Origin of the sequence: Anaerosacchariphilus hominis (assembly GCF_014290175.1) — a bacterium.
GTDB classification, from domain to species: Bacteria; Bacillota; Clostridia; order Lachnospirales; family Lachnospiraceae; genus Laedolimicola; species Laedolimicola hominis.
Window position 1 is genome coordinate 296,557 of sequence record NZ_JACOOR010000001.1, and the last position, 20,001, is coordinate 316,557.

Annotated in this window: 20 protein-coding genes; 6 read left to right on the forward strand and 14 right to left on the reverse strand. The window is 52.8% G+C overall.

Annotated features, from left to right (window positions below; all coding sequences use genetic code 11):
* Window positions 1–18 precede the first annotated feature (18 nt).
* Both H8S44_RS01420 and spoIIID read right to left on the reverse strand, forming a co-directional pair.
* Window positions 19–1,710 carry a phospho-sugar mutase gene (locus H8S44_RS01420; protein WP_186872838.1) on the reverse strand — a complete coding sequence of 564 codons (1,692 nt, stop codon included), beginning with the start codon at window positions 1,708–1,710 and terminating at the stop codon, window positions 19–21.
* Window positions 1,711–1,802: 92 nt separating this feature from the next.
* Window positions 1,803–2,063: a sporulation transcriptional regulator SpoIIID gene (gene spoIIID / locus H8S44_RS01425; RefSeq protein WP_186872837.1), complete on the reverse strand. Its 261-nt coding sequence runs from the start codon at window positions 2,061–2,063 to the stop codon at window positions 1,803–1,805.
* 252 nt (window positions 2,064–2,315) lie between these two features.
* On the opposite strand from spoIIID, the gene H8S44_RS01430 reads away from it, so the two are divergent.
* A complete protein-coding gene (locus H8S44_RS01430; protein ID WP_186872836.1) occupies window positions 2,316–2,954 on the forward strand; it encodes a DNA-3-methyladenine glycosylase family protein in 639 nt (212 codons plus the stop codon).
* Between the two features lie 34 nt (window positions 2,955–2,988).
* Here the strand turns inward: H8S44_RS01430 and feoB are convergent, their stop codons facing one another.
* From feoB to tig, 3 genes are all read right to left on the reverse strand, one after another.
* A complete protein-coding gene (gene feoB / locus H8S44_RS01435) occupies window positions 2,989–5,328 on the reverse strand; it encodes a ferrous iron transport protein B (protein ID WP_186872835.1) in 2,340 nt (779 codons plus the stop codon).
* Between the two features lie 214 nt (window positions 5,329–5,542).
* Window positions 5,543–6,229, reverse strand: coding sequence for a YjjG family noncanonical pyrimidine nucleotidase (locus tag H8S44_RS01440; protein WP_186872834.1), 687 nt, complete (start codon window positions 6,227–6,229; stop codon window positions 5,543–5,545).
* Window positions 6,230–7,288 carry a trigger factor gene (gene tig, locus H8S44_RS01445; protein WP_186872833.1) on the reverse strand — a complete coding sequence of 353 codons (1,059 nt, stop codon included), beginning with the start codon at window positions 7,286–7,288 and terminating at the stop codon, window positions 6,230–6,232.
* A 186-nt stretch (window positions 7,289–7,474) separates the two neighbouring features.
* Between tig and H8S44_RS01450 the strand changes: the two genes are divergently transcribed.
* Entirely contained in the window at window positions 7,475–7,915 is a 441-nt protein-coding gene (locus H8S44_RS01450) for a hypothetical protein (RefSeq protein ID WP_186872832.1), read from the forward strand.
* A 113-nt stretch (window positions 7,916–8,028) separates the two neighbouring features.
* On the opposite strand, the gene H8S44_RS01455 is transcribed toward H8S44_RS01450, so the two are convergent.
* The 7 genes from H8S44_RS01455 to H8S44_RS01485 all read right to left on the reverse strand — a co-directional run bounded on the left by H8S44_RS01455 (window position 8,029) and on the right by H8S44_RS01485 (window position 13,346).
* Window positions 8,029–8,478 (reverse strand): DUF1934 domain-containing protein, encoded by a 450-nt coding sequence (locus H8S44_RS01455; RefSeq protein ID WP_186872831.1) that lies wholly within the window; start codon window positions 8,476–8,478, stop codon window positions 8,029–8,031.
* Between the two features lie 3 nt (window positions 8,479–8,481).
* A complete protein-coding gene (gene murI, locus H8S44_RS01460) occupies window positions 8,482–9,306 on the reverse strand; it encodes a glutamate racemase (RefSeq protein WP_186872830.1) in 825 nt (274 codons plus the stop codon).
* A gap of 28 nt (window positions 9,307–9,334) precedes the next feature.
* Window positions 9,335–9,598 (reverse strand): hypothetical protein, encoded by a 264-nt coding sequence (locus H8S44_RS01465; protein ID WP_186872829.1) that lies wholly within the window; start codon window positions 9,596–9,598, stop codon window positions 9,335–9,337.
* Window positions 9,599–9,663: 65 nt separating this feature from the next.
* Complete coding sequence (locus H8S44_RS01470; RefSeq protein ID WP_186872828.1) at window positions 9,664–10,353, reverse strand: GntR family transcriptional regulator; 690 nt, start codon at window positions 10,351–10,353, stop codon at window positions 9,664–9,666.
* The gene (gene ispE / locus H8S44_RS01475; protein WP_186872827.1) at window positions 10,353–11,246 is read right to left on the reverse strand and encodes a 4-(cytidine 5'-diphospho)-2-C-methyl-D-erythritol kinase; all 894 of its coding nucleotides are present in this window, start codon (window positions 11,244–11,246) and stop codon (window positions 10,353–10,355) included. The genes H8S44_RS01470 and ispE overlap by 1 nt, the downstream gene beginning before the upstream one ends.
* Before the next feature lie 77 nt (window positions 11,247–11,323).
* The gene (locus tag H8S44_RS01480) at window positions 11,324–12,886 is read right to left on the reverse strand and encodes a DUF3794 and LysM peptidoglycan-binding domain-containing protein (RefSeq protein ID WP_186872826.1); all 1,563 of its coding nucleotides are present in this window, start codon (window positions 12,884–12,886) and stop codon (window positions 11,324–11,326) included.
* Between the two features lie 46 nt (window positions 12,887–12,932).
* Window positions 12,933–13,346: a protease complex subunit PrcB family protein gene (locus tag H8S44_RS01485; protein WP_330593520.1), complete on the reverse strand. Its 414-nt coding sequence runs from the start codon at window positions 13,344–13,346 to the stop codon at window positions 12,933–12,935.
* A 108-nt stretch (window positions 13,347–13,454) separates the two neighbouring features.
* On the opposite strand from H8S44_RS01485, the gene malQ reads away from it, so the two are divergent.
* Genes malQ through H8S44_RS01505 form a run of 4 tightly spaced genes read left to right on the forward strand, consistent with a single transcriptional unit; the run spans window position 13,455 to window position 18,190 of the window.
* The gene (malQ, locus tag H8S44_RS01490; RefSeq protein WP_186872825.1) at window positions 13,455–14,978 is read left to right on the forward strand and encodes a 4-alpha-glucanotransferase; all 1,524 of its coding nucleotides are present in this window, start codon (window positions 13,455–13,457) and stop codon (window positions 14,976–14,978) included.
* A 9-nt stretch (window positions 14,979–14,987) separates the two neighbouring features.
* Window positions 14,988–15,719, forward strand: coding sequence for a lysophospholipid acyltransferase family protein (locus H8S44_RS01495; RefSeq protein WP_186872824.1), 732 nt, complete (start codon window positions 14,988–14,990; stop codon window positions 15,717–15,719).
* Between the two features lie 44 nt (window positions 15,720–15,763).
* Window positions 15,764–16,810 (forward strand): D-alanine--D-alanine ligase family protein, encoded by a 1,047-nt coding sequence (locus H8S44_RS01500; protein WP_186872823.1) that lies wholly within the window; start codon window positions 15,764–15,766, stop codon window positions 16,808–16,810.
* Between the two features lie 3 nt (window positions 16,811–16,813).
* Window positions 16,814–18,190: a UDP-N-acetylmuramoyl-tripeptide--D-alanyl-D-alanine ligase gene (locus H8S44_RS01505; protein WP_186872822.1), complete on the forward strand. Its 1,377-nt coding sequence runs from the start codon at window positions 16,814–16,816 to the stop codon at window positions 18,188–18,190.
* Window positions 18,191–18,219: 29 nt separating this feature from the next.
* On the opposite strand, the gene H8S44_RS01510 is transcribed toward H8S44_RS01505, so the two are convergent.
* Both H8S44_RS01510 and H8S44_RS01515 read right to left on the reverse strand, forming a co-directional pair.
* Window positions 18,220–18,963, reverse strand: a complete 744-nt coding sequence (locus H8S44_RS01510; protein WP_186872821.1) for a hypothetical protein — start codon at window positions 18,961–18,963, stop codon at window positions 18,220–18,222.
* An 89-nt stretch (window positions 18,964–19,052) separates the two neighbouring features.
* The gene (locus H8S44_RS01515) at window positions 19,053–20,000 is read right to left on the reverse strand and encodes a phosphoglycerate dehydrogenase (RefSeq protein WP_186872820.1); all 948 of its coding nucleotides are present in this window, start codon (window positions 19,998–20,000) and stop codon (window positions 19,053–19,055) included.
* Window position 20,001: the final 1 nt, after the last annotated feature.

Consider the following 20,001-nt stretch of genomic DNA (forward strand, 5'->3'; position numbering starts at 1 on the left):
AATCCACCGGGATATCTCTTATTCGATCTTCCCGATCTGCTCCGCCACCGCCTCTGCCAGAGCTTCCGCCCGCTCCATTGCTTCGGCTCGCCCTGCCATCCGTGTATAATAGTAAAATTTCAGCTTTGGTTCTGTTCCGGATGGCCGCATAGCGAACCAGCTGCCATCCGTCATTCGGAATTTTAACGCGTTCTGAGCCGGAATATCCTTCCATCCATGAGCGAAATCAATCGTCTGCTCTATTCGGAATGTTCCGAATCCCACCGGCTTTTCCTTCCGGAAAGCGTCCATAATCCGTCCGATTCGCTCCTGTCCCTCTTTCCCCTGCAGCACCATCGATACCTGCTTTTCCGCAAAATATCCATATCGTTCATATAGCCCCTCCAGGACCTCCCGGAGACTTTGTCCCTTTTTCCGATAGTAAGCAGCCATCTCCATCATCAGCATTCCCGCAGCAATACCATCCTTATCACGGACCTCTTCACCCGGAGCGCAGCCAATGCTCTCCTCATATCCAAAGAAATAAGTATATCCCTGCTTCTGAAGCTCCGGAATCTTACCGCAGATATTTTTAAAGCCTGTCAGTGTCTCAAAAACCTGAATCCCATAGGCCTCACAAATTGCCCGTCCGAACTCGCCCGTTACGATGGATTTAATCATGGCGCTCTTTTTCAGAAGCCCGCCATGCTCCTTTTTTGCTTCTGCCATATATGCGATCAGCATAGCCCCTGTCTGATTTCCGTTCAGCGGAACGTAGCCTCCCCGACCGTCGGCGATCTCCACCGCCATCCGGTCACTGTCCGGATCCGTGGCAATCAAAAGCTCCGCTTCCCGCTCTTTTCCCAGCTTTTCCGCCAGTGCAAAAGCCTTTGGATTCTCCGGATTCGGAAATGGAACCGTCGTAAATTCCGGGTCCGGATCTTTCTGTTCCGGCACCATAACAAAATTTCGGAATCCCCGCTCCTGTGCCACCTGCTGCATGGGAATACTTCCTGCTCCGTTTAAAGGCGTATAAACCACAGGCACTGCCAGATCCAGTTCTTCTGTCTTTCTCTGGGACAGTGAAAGCACATAATTCAGGTATTTCCGGTCCGTCTCCTCACCCAGCATGGTCACCAGTCCCTGTTCCACTGCCTGGTCTAGCGTGATCCGCTGAAATCTTCCAAACATGTCCAGCTTCTGAATCTCGGCCATCATTCCGTCTGAAACCGCACCGGAAATCTGTGCACCGTCCTCCCAGTATACCTTATATCCGTTGTACTCCTTTGGATTGTGGCTTGCCGTCATATTAATGCCGGATACCGTCCCCAAAAGCCGGATCACATAGGACAGCTCCGGCGTGGGGCGCAAAGAAGGAAACAGATATACATGGATTCCGTTTCCGGCCAGTATCTCTGCCGCCAACTCCGAGAACTCCCGGGAATGATACCGGCAGTCATAGGCGATTGCCACACCCCGCTTCGGATCCTCACCGGATTGCAGAATATAGTTGGCAATTCCCTGGGTAGCCCGTCCCACCGTCCTGGTGTTCATCCGGTTGGTCCCTGCTCCACAGATTCCTCTGAGACCTGCCGTGCCAAATACGATTTCCTGATAGAAACGATCGGTGATCTCGGCCTCATTTCCGGCAATCTCCTCCAGCTCCCGGTAAAGCGGATCCTCTTTTTCAAGTCTATTACACCATACCTCATAGTTTTCTCTCGCATTCATTGTCCTTCTCCTTTCCTCTCACTGTAAATGGAACAGAACTCTGCTTTGCATCTCTCTCCGTTGCGGAGTATAAAGGGGCCTTACCCGCCCCTCTATGCTCTGCCATGCTGGTGCAGATATTTTTCTCTTGTGGCCAGCCCTCCCCGGATATGCCGCTCTGATTTATTCACGTCCAGAACCCTCCGGGCCTGCTTTGCAAGACTTGGATTGATGTGCAGGAGACGTTCTGCCACATCCTTATGTACCGTACTCTTACTGATTCCGAACTTCTTTGCCGTCTGACGCACTGTCGCATTGTTTTCTATGATATAATTCGCAATGTTTACCGCGCGTTCTTCGATATAATCCTTCAAGGTTTTCCCCCATAAGAACGTTTTTTACATCCTATGAGAAGGGGGCCCCAGTTATGCGCCTGCGCTCTGCATAAAGCCGCTGTCCTGAAGGTTTTCCGCTCAGTTTCAGTATATCAGTTTTCCTGTTTTTGTACAATCGCCCGAAGAATATTCTGATGGTATCAGGCAATAAATCCATACCACCTGGAGGAAAATTGCGGTATAATCATAAGGAGAAAAACACCGGAGATTACCGGACAGGAAGGATACGTCATGTATTTTACATACGGAGAAACAGAAATTTTATATCTGAAGAATAAAGATCAAAGACTTGGCAGCGTGATGGATCAGATCGGGCTCATAGAAAGAGAGACCGATCCGGATCTATTTTCTTCCGTCGTTCACCACATCATTGGTCAGCAGATTTCCACCAAAGCACAGGCCACCATCTGGCAGCGGATGCGGGATCGTCTGGGTGTCATAAATGCGGAAACCATTCTGGAAACAGATATTACGGACCTGCAGTCTCTCGGCATGACCTTTCGGAAGGCCGGGTATATCCGGGATTTCGCAGACAAGGTACACTGCGGCAAGTTTGATCTGCAGGCTGTCTCTGAAATGGGTGATGAGGAAGCTGTAAAAGCGTTGTCCTCTTTAAAGGGAATCGGCATATGGACGGCAGAAATGATTCTTCTTTTCTGCCTCCAACGGCCGGATATCTTCAGTTATGACGACCTGGCCATCCAGCGGGGACTTCGGATGGTTTACCATCATCGCAAAATAGACCGGAAGCTATTTCAAAAATACCGTCGCAGATTCCATCCCTACTGCAGCGTCGCAAGTCTGTATCTATGGGCTGTGGCAGGCGGGGCCATTCCCGGAATGAAAGATTATGCGCTCAAGGTAAAATAAATTCCCTATTATTACCGGTATCGCATTATCTGCCTTAAAATATCGTTCCGATCAAATGTACCGCAAATGCCGCGATCCAGGCGATGACGCACTGGGTAATCACGACTCCCACCGCCCATTTTCCGCCAAGCTCCCGCTTAATGGAAGCAATAGCCGCCACGCAAGGCGTATAGAGCAGGCAGAAGGACAGAAGACTTACCGCCGCCAGCGGCGTCAGGACATTCAATAACGTTCCGGTTCCGCCAAACAGAATGGACAGGGTAGATACTACGCTCTCCTTGGCCAGGAAACCGGTAATCAACGCCGTGGAAATCCGCCAGTCACCAAAGCCCATGGGCTTGAAGATCGGCGCGATCACGCCGGCTACATGTGCCAGAATACTGTTCTGGGAATCCGTTACCTGGGTCAGATGCAGATCGAAGGTCTGCAGGAACCAGATCACCAGCGTTGCCAGGAAAATAACGGTAAATGCGCGCTGCAGAAAATCCTTTGCCTTGTCCCACAAAAGATGTCCCACGTTCTTTGCGCCCGGCAGACGGTAATTCGGCAGCTCCATAACAAAGGGAACCGCCTCGCCGCTGAACATGGTATGGCGCAGTAGCAGCGCCATCAGAATACCCATGGCGATGCCGCCGAAATACAAAGCTATCATCACCAGCGCCGCCTTGCCCGGGAAAAATGCCGCCGCAAAGAATCCATAAATCGGAAGCTTCGCAGAGCAACTCATAAAGGGCGTCAACAGAATCGTCATTTTCCGGTCACGCTCGGAAGGCAGGGTACGGCTTGCCATGACACCCGGCACCGTACAGCCAAAGCCTACCAGCATAGGCACAATGCTTCGTCCGGACAGACCGATTTTCCGCAGCAGCTTGTCCATGACGAAGGCTACACGGGCCATATAGCCGCTGTCCTCCAGCAGAGACAGGAAGAAAAACAGAGTGACAATGATCGGCAGGAAGCTCAACACACTGCCCACGCCGTTAAAGATACCATCAATCACCAGGGAATGAATGACATCGCTGGCCCCGCCCATGGTCAGCCAGCGGTCCACGGCAACGCCCAGCCCAGTGATACCCTGATCCAGCAGATCGGATAAAACTGCGCCGATAACGCCGAAGGTCAGGTAAAAGACCAGTCCCATGATTCCCACAAAACAGGGAATAGCTGTATACTTGCCCGTCAGAATCCGGTCGATTTTGACACTGCGCAGATGCTCCTTGCTCTCGTGAGGCTTTACCACCGTCTCATCGCAGACGCTCTCAATAAAGTCAAACCGCATATGAGCAATGGCTGCCGCCCGATCCAGACCACGCTCGGTCTCCATCTGGGTTACGATATGCTCCAGCATCTCTTTTTCATTCTGATCCAGATTCAGTGCCTCCAGAATCAGCTTGTCACCCTCAGCCAGCTTGGACGCCGCGAACCGCACCGGAATCTGTGCTTCCTTTGCATGATCCTCGATCAGATGCATAATGGCGTGCAGACAGCGGTGTACGGCACCGCCGTCCTCGTTGGCGTCACAGTAGTCGATTTCCTGGGGACTCTCCTGATATTTGGCTACATGAAGCGCATGAGATACCAGTTCGTCGATGCCCTCATTTTTCGCGGCGGAAATAGGAACCACCGGGATACCCAGCATTTCCTCCATCCGGTTAATGAGAATGGAACCGCCATTCTCCCGGACCTCATCCATCATATTTAACGCCAGTACCATGGGGATATCCAGCTCCATGAGCTGCATAGTCAGATACAGATTCCGCTCAATATTCGTGGCGTCCACGATATTGATGATTCCCTTCGGGTGTTCGTTCAGCACAAAATTCCGGGTTACAATCTCCTCGCTGGAATAGGGAGACATGGAATAGATACCCGGCAAATCAGTCACCAGGGTATTTTCTTTTCCGCGGATAGCGCCGTCTTTACGATCCACGGTAACGCCGGGGAAGTTGCCCACATGCTGGTTGGAACCGGTCAGCTGATTAAACAGGGTGGTCTTTCCGCAGTTCTGATTGCCCGCCAGGGCAAAGGTCAGAAGCTCGCTCTCCGGAAGCGGATGCTCCGTCTCCTTAAAATGGTACTTTCCTCCCTCGCCCAGACCCGGATGATCTGTCCGCTCCCGCCGTATCCTGGGCTTTTCCTCTTTTGCGTCCCGCATGTTCTCGATCTCTATCTTTTCCGCATCTGCCAGCCGCAAGGTCAGCTCGTAGCTGTGAATCCGCAGCTCCATGGGATCGCCCATGGGCGCGTATTTTACCATAGTGACCTCGCCCTGGGGGATCAGGCCCATGTCCAGAAAATGCTGTCGCAACTCTCCCTCACCGCCTACAGATACAATGGTGGCTGTTTTTCCGATAGGTAATTCTCTTAATGTCATGCCGCTCCTCTTCCGTCCCTTTTCTTCTTAATCGTATTCTCTTATTGAGAAATATTATCATTTATCTCTTCCGTAAAGGTATGACAGATAGCGTCATTTGTCAAGCTATTTTTACGGTAAAAAGCGCTGCGCGGATTTCTCCGGCAGCGCCCTGTCTTTTCTGTCTGTATCTGAATCTATTTTTATCTGTTTTTGTCTATTCCGTGCTCAAGCCCTACAGCTCAGAAAGCAGTTCCGGCAGCTCTGACAGCTTCCGGATCTCCCTGTCCGGACTCAGCTCTGCAGAAGGTTCTATCCCTCTGGGATTGAACCAGATAGTACGGACTCCCGCATTGATTCCCCCTCGGATATCCGAAGTCAGGCTGTCGCCCACGATAACTGCATGCTCCTTATGAAAATCAGGAATCCGGGCAAAGCAGGCATCGAAGTACGCATTGCTGGGTTTATCGTAGCCCACTTCCTCCGAAATGAACATATCCTCCATATAATTCATGAGATTGGAGCTGTTCACCCGTCCATGCTGGACACTGGCCGTTCCGTTGGTTACCAGATACATCCGGTATTGACCCCGGAGCGTCTCCAGAACCTCTTCTGCTCCATCCATATAATAATGGCCCAAGGCAAGATAACCCTCGTACAGCTTCGCCGCCTGCTCCGCGGAAGCATCCACACCCAGCTCCTCGAAAAGAAGCTGATACCGGCGTACTTTCACCTGCTGCCTGGTGAGCTTTCCCAGCTCCAGAAGCTTCCACTGGGCGTCGTTCAGTTCGCTGTACCGGTTCAGGGTCGTCTCCACAGGCTCCACACCCAGCTCCACCAGAGTTTTACGGAGTGCGATGCGCTCCGCCCTGCTGAAATCAAAGATTGTATTATCCAAATCCCAGAGTATTGTATCTATCATTTATTTTACCACTGCCTGTTCTGCCACATAATCCAGCACTTTGTCGTAGAGAAGGCTGTTGACTACCTCGTCTTTTCCGTACTGCTCCTCAAAGCCCTCCGTGGAATCCGCGCTGTACTGCTTAGCCAGATCCTCCAGACCTGTCTGATATTCCTCATCGCTGATGGTCATATTCTCTGCTTTCGCAATGGCGTCGATGACCAGGGCGCACTGTACCTGGAACTGTGCGTCCTCCTTCAAAGAGTCCTCGCTTACGCCTACGGCGCTCAGGAAATCCGCCAGCTCCATGCCGTACATGGACGCGTAAGATTCATATTGCTTGGTTTTCGTGTCTACCAGAGACTGGATATCGGAATCCGCACATGCAAACTCAGAATCATCCACGATGGCCTGCATCACATAATATTCCTTCTGGGAATCCTTCTGCTCCTGAAGGCTTGTTCTGGTCCCCTCCATATACGCATCCACGGAATCATACTCTGTATTTGCCTGTACAAACTCGTCGTTCCACTCCGGCGTGGTCTCCTCCTCGATGGCATTGACCGTTACCTCAAATACCACGTCCTGTCCGGCCAGATCCGGATTCGGCGTATAAGTCTCCGGGAAGGTCAGCGGCAGTTCAAAGCTTGTACCTACTTCCTTGCCAATAAGGCCATCCTCAAAGCCGTCGATAAAGGAACCGGAACCAATGAGCAGATCGTAACCGCCCTCCGGAGAAGTACCACCCTCAAAGGCCTCTCCGTCCAGCTTGCCCACATAGTCGATATTGACCCAGTCGCCATCCTCTACTACAGTCTTATCCAGCTTGGTGTAGGTGGGATTGGAAGCCAGAAGATTATCGATCTCTGTCTGAATCTCATCGTCAGTTACCTCCAGATCTGCCTTCGCGACCTCCACGCCCTTATAGTTCCCCAGCTTTGTAATCTTGCTGTCCGGGTAGAGAGACGCGATTCCTGTCTCTGTCTCTGTTTTTGCTGTATCTGTGCTTTTACTCTTTCCGCAGCCGCCTGTCAGTGCCAGTACGCACACCAGCGCAGCCGTCATCCATCTCTTTTTCATATTTTTTCTCCTTTACAGTCGTCAGAATCCGAAGTCATACTCCCCTCCGCGTATTCTGAATACGGATACTGCTTTCCCTACCATAGCATATTTTCAGATGCAGGGCAAGCAGCCTTTTCTCCTTGCACTTTACGGTAAAAACTGTTATAATGTGATTTACGTGAAACCTAGGAGGAACAAAGTATTATGTCAAAGCTTACAATCGTCTTAATTGTAATTTTAGTGGTACTGGCTGCGGCACTGGTAGTCCTGTACTTCGTTGGCAGAAAGGCGCAGCGCCGCCAGGCTGTTCAGAAGGAGCAGATGGATGCGGTAGCACAGACTGTCAGCATGTTGATCATCGATAAAAAGAAGATGAAACTTTCCGAATCCGGCCTTCCTGTACAGGTCATCGAGCAGACCCCGAAGCTTCTTCGCAGAAATAAGCTTCCCATCGTGAAGGCCAAGGTTGGTCCCAGGATTATGACTCTGGCATGCGACGCTCAGGTATTTGAACTTCTTCCCGTAAAGAAGGAGGTAAAGGTCGTAGTCAGCGGTATCTACATCACCGAGATCAAGAGTGCCCGGGGCGGCCTGGAAGTTCCGGTGAAGAAGCAGGGATTCTTCAAGCGTCATTTCGGCAAGTAAAGGCCGGTTTTCAGAGCTTTTGGAACATGAATTTAAAGGACAGGTATCCAAACCGGAGCACCTGTCCTTTTCATTACCCGTCTTTTTGATTCCGGCATAAGAGTAAGCCGGTTTTATGTCTCCTGCAGGCTCAGATTCCCCGCCGCCCGGGGCTTCACCTGCATCTCGATGGTACATTCCGCCAGATGCTGTTCATTGACCTCCAAAATATATTCCACTTTTACCCCGATGAGGGCATCCTCCTCCCGCACCTGAACGTCTCTGGTCAAAACGCCCAGATTCAGAATCCCGTAGGGGGTCTGATACCGGGTCATATGCTTCTTTCCCTTTTCAAAAATCAGCTGGGTGTTGGTCAGACCCTTTTTTGTGACCTCCACAGAATCGCCGCTGATCTTGATCCGGTTGCTAATGTGGCCGCTGAGCCCCTCCACCACCTCGTCATAAAGGATGTAATGTTTTCCGTTCCGATTATAATAGTCCCCTGCCGTGACTACCTCCACATTTCCATCCTCTTCCTCCAGCATATGCAGGCCGGAGATGCTCAGCAGAATCTCTTTTGTCATAGCCTAATACTCCTCTATGGGAATCCGGCGCGCCGTGGTGATATCCACCGGCAGAATAGAGTCCGCAAAAGCCCGGAACCGCTCTGCCTCGTCGCTTACAAAAAATTCATAGGGATTCTCGTCGATTTTACTGTCTCCCTGATTTTCCAGATTTTCCCGTTTTAAAAGCTCTTTTAATTCGATGGCCGTCTCATAGGCCGGATTCACCAGAGTCACATGATCTCCCATGATCTCTCCCACAGTAGAACGCAGCAGCGGATAATGGGTACAACCCAGGATCAGGGTGTCCACCCTCCGGTCCTTCATCTCCTGCAGGTAACGCTCCGCCACAATCCGGGTCACCGGATCCTTTCGCCATCCCTCTTCCACCAGAGGCACGAACAGGGGACAGGCCTTTTCAAAGACCTTGGCCTCCGGCCGCAGGCTCTGTATGTACTTCCGGTAGATATGGCTTCCTGCTGTGGCCGCCGTACAAATCACACCGATATTGCCGCCGGTACTCTCCCGGGCAGCCACCCGTGCTCCCGGTTTCACCACGCCGATCACCGGTACATCCATCTCCTTCTGCAAGGCATCCAGCGCATAAGCGCTGGCTGTATTGCAGGCCACCACGATAGCCTTCACGCCCCGGGTCTTTAAAAAGCGGGCGTCCTGGCAGGAATACCGGATAATGGTATTGCCGCTTTTGCTTCCGTAGGGAACCCGCGCTGTATCTCCGAAATATACTATCCGCTCCTGTGGAATCTGGCGCATGATCTCCCTCACCACTGTCAGACCGCCGATACCGGAATCAAAGACTCCGATGGGGGCCTCTCTCAAGTTACTCATCTGTTCCTCCTGATAGGCTGTCAGCCTATTATCTGTCCAGCCGTCCATTTAAAAATGTCAGATATTTAAATTGAATCCGAGGGCTTCCCTGGTCTTCCGCCGGCTGATACAGCTCCGGGTACAGGCCGCACCACCAGGCTGCCTGCTCCACACGCACCGGCTCCGGTTCCTTTGCGTACCTTCCATAAAGGCAGGTTCCCATAAGGCCCAGTGACAGTGACAGGACCAGAAGCAGGACTTCCACACGGCTGCGGAGTCCTTTTTCGGATTCTCTATGTGCTGAATATTTCATGATTTTTCCTCCTGACTGCACCCTTTTCAGGTGTCTGTCCGGAGGATTCCCCTTTTATCCTGACTTTATTCTGCTTTCTTTTTCTCATTTTCCCGGATAGCTGCCAGGATGGCGTCCCTCTGGTTATCAATATGCTGACCTACCATGGTCCGCACGAACTCCTGCTCCCCGTTTTGGATGCCTTCGTAAATGGCCTTGTGCTCGGTGTTCAGCTTCTCATGGCTGTCCGCGTCCTTCAGGTACTCCAGCCGATAGCGATACATCTGCTCCCGGAGATTGTTCAGAATACTGATCAGACGCTGATTGTCTGTAGCCGCGTAGATGATGTCGTGAAACTTCACATCCGCCGCCGCCAGACTGGTATAATCGTCGGAATTCTGAAGCTTCTGAAACTCCTCTCCCGCATCCGACAGTTCCTGCAGAAGTTCCGGCGTAATCCGCTGGCAGGCGATCTCCGCCGCCATCATTTCCAGAGTCCGGCGTACCTCCAGCACATCCTTCAGATCCTTCTCCGTAATACTGGCCACGATGGCGCCCCGGCGGGGAATCATTACCACCAGACCCTCCAGCTCCAGTTTCCGGATAGCTTCCCGTATGGGAGTCCGGCTGACGCCCAGGCGGTCTGCCAGGTGGATCTCCATCAGCCGCTCGCCGGGCTCCAGCTCTCCCCGCAGAATCGCCTGCCGCAGGGTCTGAAATACCACGTCCCGCAGCGGAAGATATTCATTCATAGTTGCATTAATCTCCTGACTCATCAGCTGTTCCTCCTGTTGTTATTATAGGGGGTAGTCAAAAACAGCTGTTTCGCCAGACGGCTTTTGCGGATAGCAGACATGGCTCTGCGGGCCTGCATCCGATCCTCATAAATGCCGAATACCGTCGGGCCGCTGCCGCTCATCAGCGCCACCGCCGCCCCCTGTTCTTCCATCGTATCTTTGATCTGCTGAATGACCGGATAAGCCGGAACCGTGACCGTCTCCAGCACATTGCCGTTCTTCAGCCCCTCTGCCATCTCCCTGATATCCTGATGGCGCAGTCCCTCCAGAATCGCATCAATGTCCGGATGCTGCTCCGGCTTCAGATCATTGGCATGCAGATTCTCATATACAAACTTTGTAGAGACGCTGATGCCCGGCTTCGCCACCAGAATATTACAGGGCGGCATGGCAGGAAGAGGCGTCAGCTTCTCCCCAATACCCTCCGCCAGCGCAGTTCCCCGCATAAGGCAGTAGGGTACATCCGCTCCGATCTTCACGCCCCGCTCCATCAGCTGCTCTAAGGACAATCCCAGACCATACATACGGTTCAGCCCGTAGAGTACCGCGGCCGCATCGGAACTTCCTCCGGCCATTCCTGCCGCTACGGGAATATATTTTCTCAAATCAATGGAAATCCCTCCCCGCAGGTCAAATTCCTCAAACAGCAGATTCGCAGCCTTGTATACCAGATTATTTTCATTTGCGGGCAGATAGTAAAGATTCGTTCTGACCCGAATTCCCTCCCGTTCCTGCTTTACCAGCTGGATCCGGTCAAAAATACGCACTGTCTGCATGATCATCCGTACATCATGATATCCGTCTTCCCGTCTCCGGAGCACATCCAGTCCCAGATTGATCTTCGCCAGTGCCTTTAACTGTATCTTATCCATAGTATTGTACTTCCTGTGTTTTTTGTATACACAGTATAGCAGAGTTGGCTTTCAAATGCAAGATTTCCGGTGACAGATTATTGCACTTCCTTCATCAATAAGAGCTTCTGTCCGGGCCGTATTTCATCCTCTGTCAGGCCGTTCAGCTCACAGATCCGCTCCGGTGTGGTCCGGTAGGCCTTGGCCATGCTCCAGAGGCTGTCGGAGAGCTGCATCGTGCAGATCACAAAGGCCGGCAGTTCCCGGATCTTTTCCCAGTCCAGAGGGCTCTCCTGAATCTCTGTGATATACTCCACCCGGATCTGTTCCAGAACCAGTACCTGCACTGCGGCCACTGCCCGGATCTCCAGCTCGCTTCCCCCGGCCATCTCAGCCGCCACTTGCTCCAGGGAAAGCTGCGCCTGCCAGACGCTGTCCGCCCCGATTCCCGGCACTTCCACCTCCTGAGCAAAGGGGATCTGTTCCTTCCGGCAGAGTACCGGATGACTGTCGTCCGCTGTCACATACAGGATCTGCACCTGGATGACGCCCTCCAGCTGAAGGCCCCGCTCTGTCACCGTACACTCATCCAGCAGAGCCTCGCCGCTGCAGTGGCAGATCTGCAGAATCTGGCCATCCTCTTTTCCCACGTCCACCCGGCTGCCTGCCCGGAACCGGGAACTGTTGTTCATCAGGAGCCGTTGGCAGACCGTCGCTTTCTTTTCCGGCGTCAGTTCCTTTTTCAGGCTGTAGGCGTCGCAAAGCAACTCCAACTCCTCCTCCCGGTATGCCCGCATATCCAGTTCCAGCACCACGTCCAGATTCAGGACCCGCAGCTCCCCGTCATAATCGGGTTTTACCTCCAGATCTGCCTGGCTTAGTCCCAACTTCACGCTGCCGGCCATGCCTTCCCGGCATCCGGCCGCCTCTATCCGGGCTGTAAAGGGAAGATTTTGCTCCACCCAGCCTGTTTTTCCCTCACCCTCCTCGCTCTCGTAGAGAACAAAGACCACCAGCTCGCCCCGGACTCCGATTTCCCCATCCCCGGGCCGGAGCTCCGTATTAGCCAGCCGCACATCCTGCCAGATCAGTGTGCGGATATTAGGCTTGCTGGCCGGAAGAATCATCTCGTCCTTCACCCGGCAGGTATCCTTCTTCCGCACTGCCAGGGACACCGCGGACAAACCGCAGGTTTTCTTTCGCAGCTCCTCGCCCTCCCCGCTGATATCTACGGAAATCTCCTCCTCAAACAGTTCCTCCGCCGTCAGCGTTAGGGTGGCCACCGCCCGGATTCCCAGCTTTCTGGAATTGATCAGGGCTGCCGACACATCCTCCAGCATCCAGTCCAGGGTCAGGCTGTCTCCCTCCGCGACCTGCTCCAGATTCAGGCTTTCCTCCATGGGAATCGCCCCCTGTACGCTGTGCAGGCTTCCATCCTCTCCGTCCTCACTGTACAGCACTCCGAACCGCAGGCTTCCCTGCACCAGCACTCTTCCGTTTTCCGCCTTCACCTCCGTGATTTCCAGCTTTCCCTGCTCCTGAATCAGAAACCCGGCGTCTGGCATGGCCTCCGGAATATTGTAATCATCGTCCAGGGTCACCTGATTAACGGCCTTTCCCTTCTGTCTGCTCATATAGATGGTTTTGCGTACCAGTTCCAAAGCGCGCCCTTCTTTCTTTTTCCTTTCTATCACTTTATGCGCGTCCCTACTGAAATACAACCGGTTTATCCACATACGCCGTCCGTACCGCCAGCCAGGGAAAGCTTTCTCCGCCCACTGCCTCCGGGGCCTTCGGCCCAATCAGGCTGGTATCAAAGTAAATTGCGTTCTCCGACAGATACAGCTGATTTACCGAAATGCTATAGCCGCCGGACTCCTGTCCTCCGTAGCCCACGCACAGATAGAGCCATCCCCCGTCCTCATAGGTCAGCCGGAAGCTTTCCACTTTCTTTTCCTCCAGAATCTCTCTCAGTTCCCCAGGGAGCTCTTTCTCCTCCGTGATGACGTAGTCCAAATCCTGCAGTTTCTCCCTCTGATCTGTCTGAAAGCCGCAGCCTGCCAGCCCCAGAAGCAGCGCTGCTTTAAAAATCCGATATTTTTTACCCGGAATCTCTCTCACCCTGCGTTTTTTCTTAATCTATGAGGATTCCCACCCTTTTAAACCTTGTTTTTTGCCGCTATCTTTATTATAATATCGACAGATAGAATTCCACTGAAGGAGGAAACTATGCGTTTAAAAGTGACGACTGCCGACGACCCTGTAAATTACCGTTACAGCGGCGTTCTGGCGCACCCGACTTCCTTCCCGTCACCCTACGGGATCGGAGATTTCGGAAAAGGGGCATATGAATTTATAGATTTTCTGGCGGAAGCCGGACAGCATCTGTGGCAGATTCTTCCCATGGTTCCCATCACCTCCTGCGGAAACTCTCCCTACCAGGGGTATTCCGTATTTGCGGGGGAGCCTCTGCTGATCAGCCCGGAGTATCTGCAGAAGGAAGGACTTCTGACCTTGGAAGATCTGCAGAACATTCCCGACTTTGATCCCGGCCGTACTGACTATAACCGGGTACGGGAGTATAAAGATCCCCTGTATCGGAAAGCCTATGAGACGTTCACAGGTTCCGCCCGGCCGGAGCTGAAAAAGGCCTGTGAGGACTTCCGGAAGGATAATGAGGACTGGCTCTCCGACTACTGCCTGTATATGGCTCTCAAGGAGGAGCAGGACGGCCTTCCCTGGACCGAGTGGCCCGATACCCTGCGGAACCTGAGCCGGGAAAACCGTCTCTTCTGGGAGAAAGAGCTTCATGAAAGTATTTCCTATCAGACTTTTCTGCAGTTCATCTTCTATACTCAGTGGCACGCCCTGAAAAAGTACGCCAATGACAGGGGCATCGCTGTCATCGGCGATATTCCTATCTTTGTTTCCCCGGACGGAGCTGATGTGTGGGCGAACCGAAAGCTGTTCCAGGTGGACACCAAGGGGTATCCCTCTGCAGTGGCAGGCGTTCCCCCCGATTATTTCAGTGCCACCGGCCAAAAGTGGGGCAATCCCCTGTACAACTGGAAGGAACATAAGAAAGAGGGCTATCGCTGGTGGATCGAACGGGTACGCCGTCAGCTGGATCAGGTAGACTATGTCCGCATCGATCATTTCCGGGGCTTTGAAGCTTACTGGGAGGTTCCCGTAGACGCGGAGAATGCCATTACGGGCGAATGGAAAAAGGGACCGGGCGCAGACCTGTTCCTGGCCATTCAGAAGGAGCTGGGAGAGGATCTTCCCATCTTCGCTGAAGATCTGGGCATTATCACGCCGGAAGTAGAAGCGCTCCGGGATCAGTTCAACTTCCCGGGTATGCGGGTTCTGCAGTTCGCCTTTGAGGGTGGCGAAAGCTCCTTCCTGCCCCATCAGTTCAATACCCGGAACTGCATCTGTTACACCGGAACCCATGACAATGACACCTCGGCAGGCTGGTATCAGCATACCTCCGACTACGCCCGGGACAAGGTCCGCCGTTATATGAATACGGATGCCTCCAGCATCAGCTGGGACTTTATCCGGATCTGTCTGGGCAGCATCGCCCGCTATGCCATCTTCCCGGTTCAGGATCTCCTGAAGGTGGGAAGTGAAGCCCGCATGAATACCCCGGGAACCGCTGAGCGCAACTGGGAATGGCGTTTCCGCCAGGGAGAGCTGAATTCCGGCATGGCCCGGGGACTCCGCCAGATGACCGAGCTCTTCGGACGATAGGAGGACACCATGATTCGTTTAATACTTGTAGCCATCGTGTTATTCGGTTTTCTGATTCTGGGCATCCCGGTTCTGCTCATCGAGTGGATCATCGGAAAGTTCAGCCGGCAGGCTAAGGACTACAGCTCCCTCCGCCTGGTGCAGGGAGCCTTTAAGCTCATCATGTTCATGACCGGCGTGAAGCTGACAGTCATCGGCGAGGAGCATGTCCCGAAGGATCGGGCCGTCCTCTATGTGGGCAATCACCGCAGCTATTTCGACGTAGTTATGACCTACACCCGCTGCCCCCGCCTCACCGGCTATGTGGCCAAGGTGGAGATGCTGCGCTATCCCCTGCTCCGGGACTGGATGAAGAATCTCTACTGCCTCTTCCTGGACCGGGAGGATATCAAAGCCGGACTGAAAACTATTCTCAAGGGAATCGAATATATTAAAAACGGGATCTCCATCTGCATTTTCCCGGAGGGAACCCGGAACCACCACGACGAACTTCTGCCCTTTAAGGAGGGCAGCATGAAGATGGCCGAGAAGACGGGCTGCCCCATCATTCCCATGGCCATTACGAATTCCGCGGAAATTTTCGAGAATCACATTCCGTTTATCCACCGCTGCCATGTGATTCTGGAGTACGGAGAGCCTATCCTGGTTTCCGAGCTCTCCAGGGAAGAAAAGAAGTTCCTGGGTGCTTATACCCAGCAGAAGATCCAGGAAATGCTGGATAAGAATAAAGCATTACTGTGAAAGCTTTCCCCTGGGACAGCTTTCCTATCTTATAGGAGGATATTATGAAAATCGTAGTTTTAGCCGGAGGAACCAGCACCGAGCGTGATGTGTCTCTGATTTCCGGAAGCAATATCTACAAAGCCCTGAAGTCCCGCGGCCATCAGGCCATTCTGCTGGACGTATACCTGGGCTACGACACAACGGAGCCTGTCTCCCAGTCCCTTTTCGACGCCGACATCGATTGGGCCAGGGACATCCGGGCCATCTCCGCAGAGAAGCCGGATCTGTCCCACTTAAAGGATCTTCGCCGGGACGGCGGCAAGAGTATGTTCGGCCCCCATGTACTGGAGCTCTGTAATATGGCCGATATCGTGTTCCTGGGTCTCCACGGAGCCAACGGCGAGGACGGCCGCATCCAGGCCGCCTTTGATCTGATGGGCATTCCCTATACAGGCACCGGGTATTTAAGCAGCGCCATCGCCATGGACAAGAGCCTGTCCAAGCAGATGTTCCGGGCGGCCGGTATTCCCACCCCCGCCGGCATCACCGCGAAAAACGGCCAGCAGATCGATCCGAAGTCCGTCACCTATCCCTGCATGGTAAAGACCACCTGCGGCGGTTCCAGCGTAGGAACCTACCGGGTAGAGAAATCTGAGGATCTGGCTGCCGCTTTGGAGGACGCCTATACTTTCGGCGACGACGTCATCATCGAACAATTTGTATCCGGCCGGGAGTTCTCCGTGGGCGTAGTGGACGGAACTGCCTACCCCATCATCGAGATCGCGCCCCTGGAGGGCTTTTATGATTATAAGAATAAATACCAGCCCGGCAGCACCATCGAGACCTGTCCCGCTGACCTGCCAAAGGATCTGACCCAGAAGATGCAGCATTACGCGGAAATGGTATTTCAGGCCCTGGGAATGCGCTCCTATGCCCGCATGGACTTTATGCTGGATACAGATACCCTGGATATGTACTGTCTGGAGGCGAACACTCTGCCCGGCATGACTCCCACCAGTCTGCTTCCCCAGGAGGCGGCCGCCCTTGGCATGTCCTTTGAGGATCTCTGTGAGAAGCTCATTGAGGTCTCTCTGAAAAAAGAGGTATAAGGAATGAGACATCTTTCTTTCGAAAATATCACTAAGGTCTGCGGCGGAACCTACGTGGGGGACGAGGATCTTCTCTCTACGGAGATCTCCGGCGCAGTCATTGACAGCCGGAAGGTGGAGCCGGGCTTCCTCTTCGGAGCCGTAAAGGGTGAGCGTGTGGACGGACACACCTTTATTCCTTCTGTCTTTGCCAAGGGCGCTGCCTGCGTACTCTGCGAGGAACTTCCGGAGCATCCGGCGGGTCCCTGTATTCTGGTGGACTCCACTCTGGAGGCTCTGAAAAAAATCGCGGAATACTACCGCAGCACTCTGACTATTCCTGTAGTAGGTATCTCCGGCAGTGTGGGAAAGACCAGCACCAAGGAAATGATCGCCTCGATCCTGGGCCAGCATTACCGGGTTCTGAAGACTGAGGGAAATTTTAACAACGAAATCGGTCTGCCTCTGACCATTTTCCGGATTCGGGAAGAGCATGAAGCCGCCGTGCTGGAAATGGGAATCAGCGACTTCGGGGAAATGACCCGTCTGGCCCGGATGGCGAAGCCTACGGTCTGCGTCCTCACCAACATCGGGCTCTGCCATCTGGAGAATCTGAAGACCCGTGACGGCATTCTGAAAGCCAAAACGGAGATGTTCGCTGAGGCCATGCCCGGAGCCGCTGTCATCGTAAATGGCGACGACGACAAGCTCCTCACCCTGAAGGATCGCACTCCGCGGCCTGTTTTCTTCGGTCTGGAACCCTCCCGGGACCTATACGCAGAACATATCGAAAACCTGGGGCTCTCCGGAACCCGCTGTGACTTTGTCACAAAGGCCGGACGCTTCAACGCTCAGATTCCCATTCCCGGCCACCACATGGTCTACAACGCTCTTGCAGGTACTGCTGTGGGTCTGGCCTTAGGTCTTACCCTTGATGAAATCAAAGCCGGTATCGAAGCTCTGGAGCCGGTCAGCGGCCGGAATCATCTGATTCATACAAACAAGTGGGATGTCCTGGACGACTGTTACAATGCCAATCCGGTATCCATGGCCGCATCCCTGGATGTGCTGACCAATGCCCTTGGCCGTAAAGTAGCTATCTTGGGCGATATGGGCGAGCTGGGAGAGAACGAAAAGCTGCTCCACTACAATGTGGGCTGCCATGCGGCGGACGATCAGATCGACGCGGTCTTCGCCGTGGGTGAGCTGTCCAGAGAGCTGGTAAAGGGCGTGCAGGCCAAGAATCCTGCCCTTATCTGTAAGCATTTTGATACAAAGGAAGAGCTGCTGGAGGCCCTTCCGCTGCTGCTTCTGAAAGGAGATTCCATTCTGGTGAAGGCTTCTCACTTTATGGAGTTTCCGGAGATCGTAAGCTTTCTGGAAAAAGAGGGAAACCGCTGATACAACGGTTTCCCTCTTTTTTACTCTGATTATTCTTCTGTTCCGGACTCTTCGGATTCGGACTCTTCGTTGTCCTCGTCCTCCTGCTCATACTCCTCGTAATCTTCATCCTCTTCATCCTCTTCTTCCACCTCAGCCTCTTTCTGGGCCTTTTCCACAGCTTCCTGCAGATATGCGGTGGAGCGCTCCTCATGCTCCTTTGCAAGCTTGGGCTGACTCCGATTCTCATACTGGAGGGCGATCAGATACTCATAGATGGCCTTCTGGGCCAGGGGAAGCTGAACGCTTTCCACTCCCTGCTCCAGCTCATCGATGTAGCAGCTCTTTTTCAGGATATAGATATCATAAAGCATCTCATACTGCCGTCTGGCATTGTCGTCGATAAAGGTACGCATTTCCTCCAGAAGCGGTTTGCAGTGAGCGCTGTCTTTTTCTTTTACATAATAGTTGAAGCCCTTGATAACAATATCGCGGCGCTTCTGCTTTCCCATTTTCAGATTCAGAAGAAAATCAAACTCCTCGTTGATTCCCTTCTTATTCTCCTGTGCCATGTACAGATTCAGTCTCATGTAATGAATATTGTAAGGAGGAACCAGCATTCTGGCCATCTTGGACTCCGCAATTTCATTATACAGATTCAGATCCCCCTGCTGTACACAGTAGACGAGCTGATTGCGGTAAAACTTCCCCAATACTGCTCTCAGAATATAAAGTAAAAGCAATAGGCATGTACCCACACCCATAGTAATCAGATATATTTTATTTCCTGACATAATTCCTCCTGAACGCGGATGTCCCAAAGCATGCACCGCTTGCGCAATGCACACTCCGGGACTTCCGCGAATGCAATTCAGATTTCAAATTATTCTGTTAAAAGCTTAATCATGTTGTCTGTAGCCACCTCAACGGTGTTGATCTCAGACTCCTGAGAACGGGAACCGATGTGGGAGGTCAGTACAAAGTTATCCAGCTTCAGCAGCTCCTCTACCCAGGGCTCACCAGATGCCATGGGCGGCTCGCTGGTGTATACGTCTGCTGCACTTGCGTAGATCTCTTTATTCTTCAGAGCCTCATACAGGTCATGCTCGTTTACGATACCACCGCGGGCAGCGTTGATCAGAACTGCAGTGGACTTCATCTGCTTGAACTGCGGCGCGCTGATCATGTCCTTGGTCTCGTCTGTAAGCGGTACATGAACGGTGATGAAATCACAATCTGTCAGGATCTCATCTACGGAAGCTTTCTTAGCGTCATACTTTGCAAGTACGTCTGCCGGAATATCAAATACGTCGAATGCGTATACTTCCATACCGATACCGTATGCCATTCTTGCAACGTTCTTTCCGATGTTACCAAAGCCGATGATTCCGACCTTCTTGCCCTTCAGCTCGAAGCCGGTCGGTTTTCCCCAGCCGCCGTTCTTTACGTCGATGGCGGTCGGTACCAGATGTCTTGCGCAAGCGAACATCATACCTACAGTCAGCTCAGCTACTGCGTTGGAGTTGGTTCCCAGGCAACGGCCTACCTTGATGCCCATGGACTCGCAGGTGGGCAGGTCGATGTTGTCCACGCCTACGCCAAACTTTACGATAGCCTTCAGATTCTTGCACTCCTTCAGAAGGTCTGCATCCAGCTCATCTACGCCTACGATGATTCCGGTAGCTTCCTTAGCCTTCTCTACGAATACATCTCTCGGAACCGGCTTTCCGGTGTCGTTGATGTCCATGGTATAGCCAAGAGCCTCCAGACGTTTTCTTGCTTCCTGGCCATATTTTGCATATCCTCTCGGTGTAACTAAAATCTTCTTCATG